This is a genomic window from Nocardia wallacei (assembly GCF_029868745.1).
Taxonomy (GTDB): domain Bacteria; phylum Actinomycetota; class Actinomycetes; order Mycobacteriales; family Mycobacteriaceae; genus Nocardia; species Nocardia wallacei_B.
The window spans coordinates 1-12,792 of sequence record NZ_JARWOP010000126.1 but is presented as its reverse complement, the minus strand read 5'-3'; the positions used below and the strand labels follow the sequence as shown (position 1 = coordinate 12,792).

14 protein-coding genes and 1 pseudogene are annotated in these 12,792 nt (G+C 70.0%); 7 read left to right on the top strand and 8 right to left on the bottom strand.

The window, feature by feature from the left end; translation table 11 throughout:
* Positions 1-137 precede the first annotated feature (137 nt).
* Both QH470_RS10190 and ppgK read right to left on the bottom strand, forming a co-directional pair.
* Positions 138-1,520: an RNA polymerase sigma factor gene (locus QH470_RS10190; protein WP_280272049.1), complete on the bottom strand. Its 1,383-nt coding sequence runs from the start codon at positions 1,518-1,520 to the stop codon at positions 138-140.
* 184 nt (positions 1,521-1,704) lie between these two features.
* Positions 1,705-2,463, bottom strand: coding sequence for a polyphosphate--glucose phosphotransferase (gene ppgK, locus QH470_RS10185; protein WP_280272048.1), 759 nt, complete (start codon positions 2,461-2,463; stop codon positions 1,705-1,707).
* Between the two features lie 223 nt (positions 2,464-2,686).
* Between ppgK and QH470_RS10180 the strand changes: the two genes are divergently transcribed.
* Positions 2,687-3,544 carry an inositol monophosphatase family protein gene (locus QH470_RS10180; protein ID WP_425302644.1) on the top strand — a complete coding sequence of 286 codons (858 nt, stop codon included), beginning with the start codon at positions 2,687-2,689 and terminating at the stop codon, positions 3,542-3,544.
* Between the two features lie 4 nt (positions 3,545-3,548).
* On the opposite strand, the gene cei is transcribed toward QH470_RS10180, so the two are convergent.
* Positions 3,549-4,226, bottom strand: coding sequence for an envelope integrity protein Cei (gene cei, locus QH470_RS10175; protein WP_280272046.1), 678 nt, complete (start codon positions 4,224-4,226; stop codon positions 3,549-3,551).
* 464 nt (positions 4,227-4,690) lie between these two features.
* Between cei and QH470_RS10170 the strand changes: the two genes are divergently transcribed.
* The gene (locus QH470_RS10170) at positions 4,691-4,993 is read left to right on the top strand and encodes a DUF4193 domain-containing protein (RefSeq protein ID WP_280272045.1); all 303 of its coding nucleotides are present in this window, start codon (positions 4,691-4,693) and stop codon (positions 4,991-4,993) included.
* Positions 4,994-5,095: 102 nt separating this feature from the next.
* On the opposite strand, the gene QH470_RS10165 is transcribed toward QH470_RS10170, so the two are convergent.
* Complete coding sequence (locus tag QH470_RS10165) at positions 5,096-5,581, bottom strand: DUF3093 domain-containing protein (protein WP_280272053.1); 486 nt, start codon at positions 5,579-5,581, stop codon at positions 5,096-5,098.
* Between the two features lie 133 nt (positions 5,582-5,714).
* Here QH470_RS10165 and dut point away from each other — a divergent pair, with 133 nt between their 5' ends.
* Both dut and QH470_RS10155 read left to right on the top strand, forming a co-directional pair.
* On the top strand, positions 5,715-6,254 hold the full coding sequence (dut, locus tag QH470_RS10160) for a dUTP diphosphatase (RefSeq protein ID WP_280272044.1): 540 nt from the start codon (positions 5,715-5,717) through the stop codon (positions 6,252-6,254).
* A 788-nt stretch (positions 6,255-7,042) separates the two neighbouring features.
* Positions 7,043-7,858 (top strand): annotated as a pseudogene (locus tag QH470_RS10155) (DUF3710 domain-containing protein); the annotation flags it as partial.
* A 28-nt stretch (positions 7,859-7,886) separates the two neighbouring features.
* On the opposite strand, the gene QH470_RS10150 reads toward QH470_RS10155, so the two are convergent.
* Both QH470_RS10150 and QH470_RS10145 read right to left on the bottom strand, forming a co-directional pair.
* Positions 7,887-8,324 carry a nuclear transport factor 2 family protein gene (locus QH470_RS10150; protein ID WP_280272043.1) on the bottom strand — a complete coding sequence of 146 codons (438 nt, stop codon included), beginning with the start codon at positions 8,322-8,324 and terminating at the stop codon, positions 7,887-7,889.
* 76 nt (positions 8,325-8,400) lie between these two features.
* Positions 8,401-9,117, bottom strand: coding sequence for an alpha/beta fold hydrolase (locus tag QH470_RS10145; RefSeq protein ID WP_280272042.1), 717 nt, complete (start codon positions 9,115-9,117; stop codon positions 8,401-8,403).
* Positions 9,118-9,386: 269 nt separating this feature from the next.
* Here QH470_RS10145 and QH470_RS10140 point away from each other — a divergent pair, with 269 nt between their 5' ends.
* The 3 genes from QH470_RS10140 to QH470_RS10130 all read left to right on the top strand — a co-directional run bounded on the left by QH470_RS10140 (position 9,387) and on the right by QH470_RS10130 (position 11,431).
* Positions 9,387-9,812: an OB-fold nucleic acid binding domain-containing protein gene (locus QH470_RS10140; RefSeq protein ID WP_280272041.1), complete on the top strand. Its 426-nt coding sequence runs from the start codon at positions 9,387-9,389 to the stop codon at positions 9,810-9,812.
* 3 nt (positions 9,813-9,815) lie between these two features.
* On the top strand, positions 9,816-10,574 hold the full coding sequence (locus QH470_RS10135) for a DUF3159 domain-containing protein (RefSeq protein ID WP_280272040.1): 759 nt from the start codon (positions 9,816-9,818) through the stop codon (positions 10,572-10,574).
* 263 nt (positions 10,575-10,837) lie between these two features.
* On the top strand, positions 10,838-11,431 hold the full coding sequence (locus QH470_RS10130) for a sigma-70 family RNA polymerase sigma factor (protein WP_280272051.1): 594 nt from the start codon (positions 10,838-10,840) through the stop codon (positions 11,429-11,431).
* On the opposite strand, the gene QH470_RS10125 is transcribed toward QH470_RS10130, so the two are convergent.
* Both QH470_RS10125 and QH470_RS10120 read right to left on the bottom strand, forming a co-directional pair.
* Positions 11,428-12,108, bottom strand: a complete 681-nt coding sequence (locus tag QH470_RS10125; protein ID WP_280272039.1) for a potassium channel family protein — start codon at positions 12,106-12,108, stop codon at positions 11,428-11,430. The genes QH470_RS10130 and QH470_RS10125 overlap by 4 nt on opposite strands.
* Positions 12,105-12,722 (bottom strand): potassium channel family protein, encoded by a 618-nt coding sequence (locus tag QH470_RS10120; RefSeq protein WP_280272050.1) that lies wholly within the window; start codon positions 12,720-12,722, stop codon positions 12,105-12,107. Before QH470_RS10120 ends, QH470_RS10125 begins: the two co-directional genes overlap by 4 nt.
* Between the last annotated feature and the right edge of the window lie 70 nt (positions 12,723-12,792).

The following is a 12,792-nucleotide window of genomic DNA, read 5'->3' as shown; positions in this document are numbered from 1 at the left end:
GGCCCGCCCGGGTTGTCGGCCCGTGGTATGTGGGGTTGGTTTTTTGGTGTTGGGGGGCAACCGGCTTGGCATTTTTTCCGGGTTATTCCAAACCCCCGCGGTTGTCCGGGGGGCGTTTCGCGTATCTGGTGCTTGCTCTAGTCCAGGTAGTCCCGCAGGACCTGGGAGCGGCTGGGGTGGCGGAGCTTGCTCATGGTCTTCGACTCGATCTGGCGGATGCGCTCTCGGGTGACCCCGTACACCTGGCCGATCTCGTCGAGGGTGCGGGGCTGGCCGTCGGTGAGGCCGAAGCGCAGCCGGACCACGCCCGCCTCGCGCTCGGAGAGCGTCTCCAGGACCGACTGCAGCTGATCCTGCAGCAGGGTGAAGCTCACCGCGTCGACCGCGACGACCGCCTCGGAGTCCTCGATGAAGTCGCCCAGCTGGGAATCGCCCTCGTCGCCGATGGTCTGATCCAGCGAGATGGGCTCGCGGGCGTACTGCTGGATCTCGAGGACCTTCTCCGGGGTGATGTCCATTTCCTTGGCGAGTTCCTCGGGCGTGGGCTCGCGGCCCAGGTCCTGCAGCAACTCGCGCTGGATACGGCCCAGCTTGTTGATGACCTCGACCATGTGCACCGGGATGCGGATGGTGCGGGCCTGGTCGGCCATGGCGCGGGTGATGGCCTGCCGAATCCACCAGGTGGCGTACGTGGAGAACTTGTAGCCCTTGGTGTAGTCGAACTTCTCGACCGCGCGGATCAGGCCCAGGTTGCCCTCCTGGATCAGGTCCAGGAACGCCATGCCGCGGCCGGTGTAGCGCTTGGCCAGCGAGACCACCAAGCGGAGGTTGGCCTCCAGCAGGTGGTTCTTGGCGCGGTTGCCGTCGCGCATGATCCACTGCAGATCGCGGCGGCCCTGCACCGGCAGCTTCTCGCCCTTGTCGGCGAACTCGCGCAGCTTCTCGGTGGCGTAGAGCCCGGCCTCGATGCGCTTGGCGAGTTCCACCTCCTCCTCGGCGTTGAGCAGCGCGACCTTGCCGATCTGCTTGAGGTAGGCGCGCACCGAGTCGGCGGAAGCGGTGAGTTCGGCGTCCTTGCGGGCCTGCCGGAGCGCCTCGGACTCCTCCTCGTCCCAGACGAAGTCGCCGGAGGCCTTGTCCTTCTCCGTCGGCTCTTCGGCCTCGGCTTCCTCATCGTCGGCGACGGTGACCTCCTCGGCGATCTCGGTCTCGTCGGTCAGGTCGTCGTCGGTGACTTCCAGACTGTCCAGATCGTCGAGTTCGATCGACTCGTCGTCGATGGTCTCGTCGGTCTCGTTCTCGGCGCCGGGCGCGCCCTTCTTCGCCGCGGCCTTTTTGGCCGGCGCCTTCTTGGCCGCCGCCTTGGCCCCGGCCTTCTTGGCGGGAGCCTTCTTCGCGGCGGTCTTCTTGGCGGGAGCCTTCTTGGCGGCAGCCTTCTTGACCGGCCGTGCTGCGGTGCTGTCGATGGAGTCGGCGGCCTCGGCCGATTCGGCGGTCTCTCGGGTATTCGTGGCTACCACGTACGCCCTTTCGTGACGGTCTCGTGCGGCGTCACGCCAGAGTGATCTTCCGGCGGAGCGGTTCTGTCGGGGTTAAACCCGGCTCTCCGGCCGGGGTCGGTTTCCGGCTCACCGCCGGTCATGCGTTCCATTGTAACGATCCGGGCGGAGTGCGATGCCGCAGCCTCGCTGGTTGCCGGGTCGATCACGGTGCGATCCCGGCGTCGACGGCCATCGCGGCGCCCACGATTCCCGCCGTGTTGCGCAGATCCGCCGCCACCACCGGAGTCCGGTTGCCCAGCAACGGGATCCAGTGCTCGGCGTCGCGACTGATGCCGCCACCGGCCACGAACACGTCCGGCCACAGCAGGTTCTCGAGGGTGACCAGCACCTTGGTCACCTGAGCCGACCACTCCTTGTACGACAGCTTCTTTCGTTCCTTCACCGACGAAGCGGCGCGGTGCTCGGCTTCCTTGCCGTCGACCAGGATGTGGCCGAATTCCGTATTCGGCACCAGCGTGCCGTGGTACAGCAGCGCCGAGCCGATGCCGGTGCCGAAGGTCAGCAGCATGACCAGCCCGTCGATCTTGCTGGCCGCGCCGTAGCGGTCCTCGGCCATCCCGGCGGCGTCGGCGTCGTTGAGCACGACCACGTCGCGGCCGCCGAGCGCCGCGGAGAACAGCAGCCGGGCGTCGGTGTCGATCCAGGCCTTATCGATATTGGCGGCGGTGCGGGCCACGCCGTTGACCACCACGCTGGGCAGTGTGAGACCGACCGGCCCGTCCCAGTCCGCCTGGGCGACCAGTTTCGCGACCGTTTCGGCGACGGCGTTCGGGGTGGACGGCTGCGGTGTGGCGATCTTGATGCGCTCGTGCGCGAGTTCGCCGGTGGCGAGGTCGACCACCGCGCCCTTCACCCCGCTACCCCCGATGTCGATACCGAATGCTTGCCCCCGAGCGGACATGGACAGTCTCCTCGTTTCCCTGTGGTGCCGGCCCTGATCGCAGGTGCGCGCGGCACGATACACGGCGTTGTGTGACGGGTTCGCACGACCACCGGATCTGTGTCGTGCCCGACAAGCCTAATGCGCGGGGCGCGGGATCTGTGCTGCGATGGATGTCGTGCGCGATACGAATCCCTCACCGTCCGCCGCCGTCACCGACCCCGCCCGGCCCGCTCCGGACCCGATCGACCCCGCGGAGATCGCCGAATTACGCCGTGTCGCAGTGCATCTCGCGCTCACCGCGGCCGCCCATGTGCGCGCCCGGCGGCCCGAGGTCTTCGGGTCGGGCGAGGACGCGCAGGACGCGGTGCGGGCCAAGAGCTCGCCCACCGATCCGGTCACGGTCGTCGACACCGAGACCGAGCAGCTGATCCGGCGGCTGCTCGCCGACCTGCGCCCGGGCGAGCCGGTGCTGGGGGAGGAGGGCGGCGGCAGCCTGGGTGCGGATCGGCAGGTCGTCTGGGTGGTCGACCCGATCGACGGCACCGTGAACTTCATGTACGGGATCCCCGCCTACGCCGTCTCGGTCGCCGCCATGCGCGGCGGGCGGTCGCTGGCCGGCGCGGTGGCCGACGTCGCCGGCGCGCAGATCTACAGCGCCGGACTGGGCGCCGGCGCCACCCGCACCGGACCGGACGACATCGCGATCCCGTTGCGCTGCAACGAAGTCGACTCGGTCGCCATGACGCTCCTGGCCACCGGCTTCGGCTACGGCGCGGCGCGGCGGGCCCGGCAGGGACGGCTGATCGGCGAACTGCTCCCGCACGTGCGCGACATCCGCCGCATCGGCTCGGCGGCGCTGGACCTGTGCATGGTCGCCGCGGGCCGGGCCGACGCCCACTACGAACACGGGCTGAACACCTGGGACTGGGCGGCGGGCGCGCTGATCGCCGCCGAGGCCGGCGCCCGGCTGGTGCTGCCGCCGGCGGGCACGGTCAGCAAGACCGGGGAACTGGTGGTCGCCGCCGCGCCGGGCATCGCGGAAGAATTGCTCGAATTGTTCGACCGGCTCGGCGTGTCGGAGGCGATTCCGGAGAGCTGACGCCTCAGCAGGTGCCCTTGCGGGCGGCGTCGAGCAGGGTGGAGTCGATCGCCGGTCCGCCGGGCGCCGGGTTCTTCAGCGACCGCAGCACCTCCTCGGCGTCGGTCGACGGGCGCACCTCGTTGCCGAACAGCGAGCCCAGCGCCAGATCGACGGTGTCGTCGTTGCGCTTGTCCTCGACCAGCTCCGCGCAGGGGGAGACCAGTTGCACCGCCGCGGCGGCCGGGCGGCCGTTGACACCGAAGCGAATCTGCCCGGTGCACACCAGATCACCGTTGAGGTAGACCGGATCGTTGGCGAACTGCGGCGCCGGCGGGCTCGCGAAGCCGAGATCGCTGAGGCGAGAAGCGATGTGCTCGGCCAGGCCGCGCTGTCCGGAAGCGTTGTAGACGCGCACCTTCGACTGGGTCAGCGGCGCCGGTTCCACATCCTGCAGGCGCGACGGCGAGACCCGCTGGCCCAGCGGCGCCGGCTGCGGGGCATTCGGGTCGGCCACCGGCGACGGCGAATTGCACGCCATGGCCGCATGGCTCTTGCTCTCGGTCGTCAGGGCCTTGATCCACACGATCGCGCAGATCAATGCCAGGATCGCGACGAGCGCGACCCAGGGTTGGTACCGGCGGCGCAGGAACGGGCGCCCTTTGTCGTCGACGGCGCTGCCTTCGGTGATCAGTGAAACCACACGCACACCTTACGAGTTCGGCTCGCACAATCCCGCATGCGGACACCGGGAGTGGCGGCGCGCGCGGCGCGAGGGGCAGGTGTGCGACAGATATCGCGGGGGTAACGATTCGTCGGACGCTCGGGCACGAAATCGGCACTGTCCAGGGGAGGCGATGACGATTACCCCTCAGTTTCGACGCGCTCGGGTTTTGATTGCGACTTTTGCCTCGCTGTCCGCTATTGTCTGGCGGCTGATTCGAATCGACAGATGTGAATCAGGGCGGAGATTTCGGGAACAACCAGGACATGTCCTGCGTTGACCGAGCGCGATCCGGTACAGGTCCACCAGATCTGGCCCGGTCGGCGACCGGTGTACACGTGACGTACACCACCGGCGGGGCGGCGTCGCCGAGCCGATTCCCAGGAATCGGCCCAGGTGGGGCCGGTCCGGGATATACGGAGTAAGGACGAGGGGAAGACGACATGGCAACCGACTATGACGCACCGAGGCGTACCGAAACCGACGAGGTGTCGGAGGACTCGCTGGAGGAGCTGAAGGCTCGTCGCAACGAGGCCGCGTCCGCCGTCGTGGATGTCGACGACAGCGATACCGCGGAATCGTTCGAACTTCCCGGGGCGGACCTGTCCGAGGAAGTGCTGTCGGTTCGGGTGATCCCGAAGCAGGCCGACGAGTTCACCTGCTCGAGCTGTTTTCTGGTGCATCACCGCAGCCGGCTCGCCAGCGAAGCGGGCGGTCAGCTGATCTGCATGGATTGCGCAGCCTGAGTATTCAGCGGATAGAACTACCATCACTCCGCGCTCGGCAGCCCCGGGCGCGGCCGGAATATGCGCGTGCCCGGCGCAGCCTGGCCGGCCGGCGTCTGCCGGTCAGCTCGCGTCGCGCACGCCGAGCGCTTTCAGCACCCGGTCGGGCCGGCGCGTACTGACCAACCAGTACGGTGCCGGATCGTCCGGGTCGTCGAGTACCAGCAGCAACAAGGGTCCGATCCAGGGCCGATGCTGAACATAGGCGGCGGGGTCGAGCTGCCTGCCCAGCGCCGCACTCTTCGCGCTGGCCGGGACCGCCGCTGCCCGGGCCACATACGTTACCGGCAAATGTGCCCGGTCCGCTCGTAATTCGATCGTTCCACCGGCATCCGGTCCGACCTCGACGCGATGCCGGCTCAGCCACAGCAGCGCCCATATCGGAACCGGGAGCAGCAGCACGTACGGCAGCCAGGCTCGGATGCCCGGCGCGCCCATGTGCACCTCCGCGGCCAGCAGGCCCGCGATGGCCAAGCCCACCGGCCACCACCACAGCGGCACCCACAGACGTTCCGTGTAGGCGGGGGTGGCGTTCGCGGGTCGGTTCATGGCCTCGGATGCTGCGGCGGCGGGGGTGGCATCGGGGGTCGGCGCGGACTGGTCGGGCACCACATCAGACTAAGTCAGCGCGCGGCGCCGGAGTGCGGCGGGAGCAGGTCGTTCCGCTGGTCGCGCTCCGGCCATGTCGCTGTCGGAGCGGTACGCCGACCGCGTAGGCTCGCTGTACGTGACCGGTATTCCACCTATCTCCCTGCTGCGGCTCGATCCCGGCATTCCTGTCCCCACCCGCGCGCACCCGGGTGACGCGGGCGTGGACCTGTGCACCACCGAGGACGTCATCCTGGAGCCGGGGGAGCGGGTGCTCGTCGGCACGGGTATCGCCGTCGCACTGCCGATCGGCACGGTCGGTCTCATCCATCCGCGATCCGGGCTGGCCGCCAAGACCGGGCTGTCGATCGTCAACACCCCGGGCACGGTCGACGCGGGGTATCGGGGCGAGATCAAGGTCTGCCTGATCAACCACGATCCGCGCACTCCCATCGAGCTGCGCCGCGGCGACCGGATCGCGCAGTTGCTGGTGCAGCGGGTCGAGCTGGTCGATTTCGTGGAGGTCGAGGAACTCGACGACACCGCGCGGGGCGCGGGTGGATACGGGTCCAGCGGCGGGCACGCCAGTCTCGCCGCTGACGCCGCCGGCGCGGGCGCCGGCAAGGAGGCATGACGATGTTCGGACGCAGGCGCAGACGCGACGACGACGCTCCCGCCAGAGGTCACTACGACGACGACACCTGGTACGACGAGGACGAATACGACGCCGAGGCGGAGTACGAGGAGTACGAGGACGACTACGACGAGTCGACCTACCGCACCGACGAGACGCCGGTCTACCGCACCGACGAGACCCCCGCCTACCGGACCGGCCAGCAACCGGCCTACCGCACGGGCCAGCAGCCCGCGTACCGCACCGGCCAGCAGCCCGCCTATCGTCCCGGCGAAACGCCCGCCCCTCTCACCGGGGAGCAGCCCGCGTATCGGCCGGGCGAAGCACCTGTCCACCGCACGGGGGAGCAGCCTGCCTACCGGCCGCGCGAAGCACCTGTTCGCCGCGTCGGGGAGCAGCCTGCGTATCGGCCGGGAGAGACCCCTGTCCGTCACACCGGCGAGCTGCCGGCGTATCGACCGGGCGAAGCACCTGTCCACCGAACTGGGGAACAGCCCGCGTATCGGCCGGGCGAGACCCCTGCCCGTCACACCGGGGCGCAGCCTGCCTATCGGCCGGGCGAGGCGCCTGCTCCGCGCGCCGCACAACAGCCCGCTTATCGGCCGGATGAGCCCGCCCGTCGGCCGAGGGAAACCCCCGCTCCTCGAACCGGCCGCCAGCCCGCATACCTGGCGGATGATGAGGCCGCCCCGCGGACGGGCCAGCAACCGGCCTACCGGACCGGACAGCAACCCGCGTACCGGACCGGACAGCAACCGGCCTATCGAACCGGCGAGCAGCCCGCCTATCGGACCGGCGAGCACCCGGCCTACCGGACCGGGCAGCAGCCCGCCTACCGCGACGACGATTACGACGACGACGCCTGGCCCGGCCAGGAACACGACACCGATCCGTCCGGGCGCACCGGGCCCTACGACTACGAGGACGTCGCCGACGTACTCGAGGACGTCGGCGATCAGCGACTGGACCTGGGCTCGGTAATCCTGCCCGTCCCCGAGGGTGGCCAGCTCCAGGTGGAGATGACGCCCGACGGCACGCCCCAGGCGGTCCACCTGGCCACCGAGCACGGCCGCCTGACCGTGGCCGCCTACGCCGCGCCGAAGTCACCCGGGCAGTGGCGCTCGGTCGTCAACGACCTGCGCGACTCGCTACGCAAGGACGGCGCGCAGGTGTCGGTCCAGAACGGCCCCTGGGGCCGAGAGCTACACGCCGTCACCCAGGGCGCCGACCTGCGCTTCATCGGCGTCGACGGATATCGCTGGATGCTGCGCCTGGTCGCCGCGGGCCCCTCGGGTTCGGTGGACGAGGGCACACCACTCGTCCAAGCGGCCCGCGCCATCGTCAGCGAGACAGTGGTCCGCCGCGGCGAAGAACCGCTCCCCGTCCGCGAGCCCCTCCCCGTAGTCCTCCCACAGGAACTCGCCGACCAGCTCACCGCGGCCCACCAACAACAGGTCGAAGCACAGGAACAGGCCCGAGCCGCCCAGGTAGCAGAAGCCCAAGCCCACGCCACCGGCCAATACCCCACCATCACCCCCGACGACCCCCCCCAACCCCGCCGCGGCACAGAAGGCTCCGCCATGCAACAACTCGGCCTGAACTAACCCCACCTCGCCTCGGCCCCACCGTCGTTCAGTGGTGGGGGTCGAAGGCTCGGGCTACGGCGAGGCTGTCTTCGTAGACGTGGTTGCGGGTGATCAGACCGTTTTCGACGGTCACGTGCAGGACGAAGCGGGCTCGGTAGGGGCGGCCGGTGGGGCGGGCGGTCTGCCGGATCTCGCCCAGGACCACCGCATCGGGACCGTCGACGAGGATGCGCTCGACCTCGGTCGCGGCCTCTTCGGGGATGTGGTGGCCGCGCAGTTGCCGGTAGTGGTCGGCCGCGTCGGCGCGGGTGCTGCGGTGCACGATCCACGACGTGGCGTCGCGGCCGTGTTCGTCCGCGGGCCAGCTCAGCTTCCAATCGTATTCGGGCGCATACAGTTCGGCGATCCGATCGGGGTCACCCGCGGCGATGCGGCGCAGCAGTTCCTCGACGGTGGCGCGGGTGGTCGGGCCTTCGGTGATCATGCCGATCACGATGCCGGACACTGATGCGGTGGTCGATTACCTCACGGGTAATACCCTTGGACCACAGCGGGTTCGGTCAGCGGTGCGTGGCGTGCCGCCCGGCCAAGCGGGCCAGGCCGCGGCACCCCAGGATGCCGGGATCGGCGCCCAGTTCGGCGAGGGTGATGCGGTGCAGTTCGGACCGCGGGATCAGCGCCGCCCAGCGTTCGGCGACCGTGAGCGGATGCACCGGATCGTCCACTGCCGTCACGATGGTCGCCGGAACACTCAGCCCCGCAAGGGTTTCCGGAGTCGGCCACGGATAGGCCGCGGCTTCCTCGAGCGCCTCGGGCAGGTGCGGCCACTGGGCGGTCCAGGACTGGGTGAGGGCCGCGGCCAGCCAATCCGGGCTGCTGTCGCGCATACGTCCGACAACCGCCTCGAGCCCGTCGGCGCGCAGCTGCGCCGCGGTGGTCGCGGCACTGAGCGCCGCCGGGCAGTCTCCGGCGTCGTCACCGGTCCACGCGGGCAGCGCGGCGATCACGCCGAAGGCCGAATCCGCCCGCGCGCGAGCCCATTCGACCGCGATGGCGGCGCCGAGCGAGATACCGGCCGCGAGCACCGGCCCCGACCGCGCCGCGGTATCCAGCGCGGCGCGGCAGCTGGCCACCACCGCGCGCGGGTCGGGCTCCACCGCCAGGAACGGCAGATCCAGTGCGGCACAGGCGGGTCCGAAGGCGCGACGGGCGAAGTCGGCGTCCGAGCCGGTACCGGGCAGGGCGACGACGAGGGCCGGGCGGGGTAGATCGGGCACGCGCCGAAGCCTACGCGGCGGGGGCGCCGATTCCGGGGAGGGCAGGTGCGTCGCCGCCGGCGATCCGGGTCTCGTGGTGACCTGGGCCACCCTCTCGATCTCGAGGTGGAAAACCGCTGCACATTGGGTATCCACGGATGTGGGCGGCCTCGCGTGGCGAGGGGTCGAACGCCCATCTACAGTTGGCGATATACGGCCGCTCGGCCGGTCGTGTGGGAAACCCGACGACGTGGAGCCCACGCCGTCTGCAGTGCAGGAAGTGTTGCAAGATGCCTTTCACAGGCGGAAACAAGGCAGGATCCGGGACTGCCGGGCGCAAGGCGGGTCCCGACAGCGGGTACTTCCGTCGCCTGGGTCGTAGGTTGACCGCCGATCTGGACCACCTCGACGCCGAGGAACTGGCCGAGACCTCCGAAGCCTCCGGCGCCTGCCGGGCAGACGAATGCCGACGTGGTGAGGAGGTCACCATGCTGGGCAAGCTGCGCAGCGTGGAGGCGTGTCCGAAGGCCGCGGGGGCGAATCTGCAGGCCGAGTTCTTCGACGGCACCGACGCGGTGACACTGGTATGGATCGGGCGGCGGCGCATCCCCGGGATCGATCCGGGACGCCGTATCCTGGTCCGCGGCCGCATCGGGGAGCGTGATGGGGCCAAGGTGATCTTCAACCCCTACTACGAACTACGTGAGAACTCCTGACGCATGCCGATTCCCAGCAGCGACGACCGGGCCGACCGCTCCGCCGTCGTAGACAGCGAACGGTCCGCCCGCGCGGACGACGCGACATACGACCCCGAACCCGGCGAGCCCGAGCCCACCGGCCCCCTGGAACAGACCCTGCTGGAACAGTTGGGCGGCTTCAGCGGCCTGATCTACTCCACGCTGCCGGTCCTGGTGTTCGTCCCGGCCAACGCCCTGTGGGGCCTGACCGCGGCGATCTGGTCCGCGCTCGGCGTCGCGGCGGCGATCCTGGTGTGGCGGCTGATACGCCGCGATCCGGTGCAGCCGGCGATCTCCGGTTTCATCGGCGTCGGAGTGTGCGCGTTCATCGCCTACCGGATGGGCGCGGCCAAGGGATTCTTCGCGTTCGGCATCTGGGCCAGCCTCGTCTACAGCGGTGTGTTCCTGGTGTCGCTGCTGGTGCGCTGGCCGCTGGCCGGAGTGATCTGGGGATGGCTCAACGGGCATGGCACCGACTGGCGTTCCGACCGCCGGGTGATGCGCTTGTACGACCTGGCCACCGTGGTGTGGGTGATCGTGTTCGGCGCCCGCTACCTGGTGCAGTCCCAGCTCTACGACCATGACGCCACGGGCATGCTGGCCGTGGCCCGCATCGCGATGGGCTGGCCCCTGACCGCCCTCGCGCTCCTGGTCACCGTGTGGGCCGTGCGCAAGGCCGGCCATCTGCCGCGCTCCAGCCGCGGCGGCGAGCCGGCCCCCGGCCGTCATCGGGTCGACTGACCGTCCGCCCCGCCGAACCGGGCGTTTCGATCATGAACCGAAACGCCGATCGCCCCGAACATCCTGGTGTGCCCACACCTTTGGGGGCCCCGCGCGCAACCAGGTGGGGATGAACCCACCCCTGGGGTACCTATTTCGCGATCGCCGTTCATCGCAGGATTCTTGGTAAGACCAGCGATCGGCGAAAGGATCCGCCAGTGGGTACCGAGGGCAACACGGTGGCAACACAGGACCGGCCGAAGCGTCGCGGCACCCGGTCACCGATGGCCACCGCCGCCGGTTCGGAGAGCCGCAGGGCCGCGGCCGAATTGGATCGGTTGATCGGACCGGCCGCCGCGGGCGACCGGCAGGCGGTCACCGAGATCATCAAGATCGTCCAGCCGCTGGTGCGGCGGTACTGCGCGGCCCGCATCGGCAGCGGCGGGCACCTGCACGTCACCGCCGAGGACATCGCCCAGGAGATCTGCATCGCGACCGTGCAGGCCATTCCGCGCTACCGCGATCAGGGCAAGTCGTTCCTGGCGTTCGTCTACGGCATCTCGGCCAACAAGGTCGCCGACGCCTTCCGCCGCGCCCAGCAGCAGCCCGCCTATCCCGTCGCCGAATTCCCCGACCAGCCCTCCACCGCGGCGGGCCCGGAGGAGATGGCGCTGGTGTCGGAGCGCCGCCGAGCCACCCGCGAACTGATGAAGGTGCTGGCCCCCGCCCACCGCGAGGTGCTGGTCATGCGCATCGTGCTGGGCTGGACCGCGGCGCAGACCGCCGAGGCCATCGGCACCAGCCCCGGCGTGGTGCGGGTGATGCAGCACCGGGCGCTGAACAAGCTGCGCGCCGAGCTGAAGATCTCCCGCTCTTAGTCGACGCGCTCGCCGATGCCGTTGACGCCCAACGATTTCCGCAGTTCGTTCTCCGCCTCCACCGAGGTCACGAACAGCAGCTCGTCCTCGCCTTCGAGCGGATCGTCGGCCTGCGGTACGATGACCCGGCCGCCGCGCAGGATCGTCACCAGGGCGGCGTCGCGGGGGAGCTTCAGCGTCCGGACGGCCTTGCCGGCCAGCGGGGTGTCGGCCGGCAAGGTGATCTCGACCAGATTGGCCTGCCCCTGACGCAGCGTCATCAGCCGCACCAGATCACCGACCGACACGGCCTCCTCGGCCAGCGACGCCAGCAGCCGCGGCGTGGACACCGCCACGTCCACGCCCCACGAGTTGTCGAACAGCCACTCGTTGCGCGGGTCGTTGACCCGGGCCACCACCCGCCGGACCCCGAACTCGGTCTTGGCGAGCAGGCTGAACACCAGATTCGCCTTGTCGTCACCGGTGGCCGCGATGACCACCTCGTACTCCTGCAGCCGGGCCTCCTCGAGCAGTTCCAGTTCGCAGGCGTCGCCGTGCACCCAGGTCGCCGCGGGGACGGCCGCCGGATCGACGTGATCGATACGGCGCTCCAGCAGCATCAGCTCGTGGCCGCCGCGGATCAGTTCCTGGGCGATGGATCGGCCGACCGCGCCGGCACCGGCGATCGCTACCTTCACGACTTGTCCTCGCTCGACGGTGGATCGGCGGCCAGCGCGGCGGCGGCGCCGACGCTGCCGGAAGTGGCCGCGACATAGACGATGTCGTCGGCCTGCAGCACGGTCTTGTTGCCGGGCAGCACGCCCTGTCCGAACCGGATGAGGAACGCGACGCGGGCGCCGGTCGCCTCCTCCAACTCTCGCACGGTACGCCCGTACCAGTCCTCGTGCAGGTCGAGCGCGGTGACCGCGACCGTCCCGGTGGGGTCGCGCCAGGTGGCGCCGTCCGCCTCGTTGAGCAGGGCGCGCAGGAAACGGTCGGTCGTCCACGGCACGGTCGCGATGGTCGGGATGCCCAGACGCTCGTAGACGGCGGCGCGCTTGGCGTCGTAGATGCGCGCCACCACGCGCTCCACGCCGAAATTTTCCCGCGCCACCCGCGCCGAGATGATGTTGGAGTTGTCGCCGGAGGAGACCGCCGCGAACGCACCGGCCCGCTCGATGCCCGCGCGCAGCAGCACATCCCGATCGAAGCCGACGCCGGTGATCCGTTCCCCGCCGAAGTCCTTGCCCAGGCGCAGGAACGCGCTGGAATCCCGGTCTATCACGGCCACGTCGTGACCGACCCGGTCCAGGGGGGGGGGGGGGGGGGGGGGCGCCCCCCCCCCCCCCCCCCCCCCACCACAAAACCCCCGCACCCCCCCC

Bases quoted from the DNA above. Each gene is read 5' to 3' on its own strand.
- QH470_RS10165 (WP_280272053.1), bottom strand. From the start codon at position 5,581: ATGAACCGACCCGCGAACGCCACCCCCGCCTACACGGAACGTCTGTGG.
- dut (WP_280272044.1), top strand. From the start codon at position 5,715: ATGTCGCTGTCGGAGCGGTACGCCGACCGCGTAGGCTCGCTGTACGTG.
- QH470_RS10130 (WP_280272051.1), top strand. From the start codon at position 10,838: ATGGCCACCGCCGCCGGTTCGGAGAGCCGCAGGGCCGCGGCCGAATTG.
- QH470_RS10140 (WP_280272041.1), top strand. From the start codon at position 9,387: ATGCCTTTCACAGGCGGAAACAAGGCAGGATCCGGGACTGCCGGGCGC.
- QH470_RS10170 (WP_280272045.1), top strand. From the start codon at position 4,691: ATGGCAACCGACTATGACGCACCGAGGCGTACCGAAACCGACGAGGTG.
- ppgK (WP_280272048.1), bottom strand. From the start codon at position 2,463: ATGTCCGCTCGGGGGCAAGCATTCGGTATCGACATCGGGGGTAGCGGG.
- QH470_RS10150 (WP_280272043.1), bottom strand. From the start codon at position 8,324: ATGATCACCGAAGGCCCGACCACCCGCGCCACCGTCGAGGAACTGCTG.
- QH470_RS10135 (WP_280272040.1), top strand. From the start codon at position 9,816: ATGCCGATTCCCAGCAGCGACGACCGGGCCGACCGCTCCGCCGTCGTA.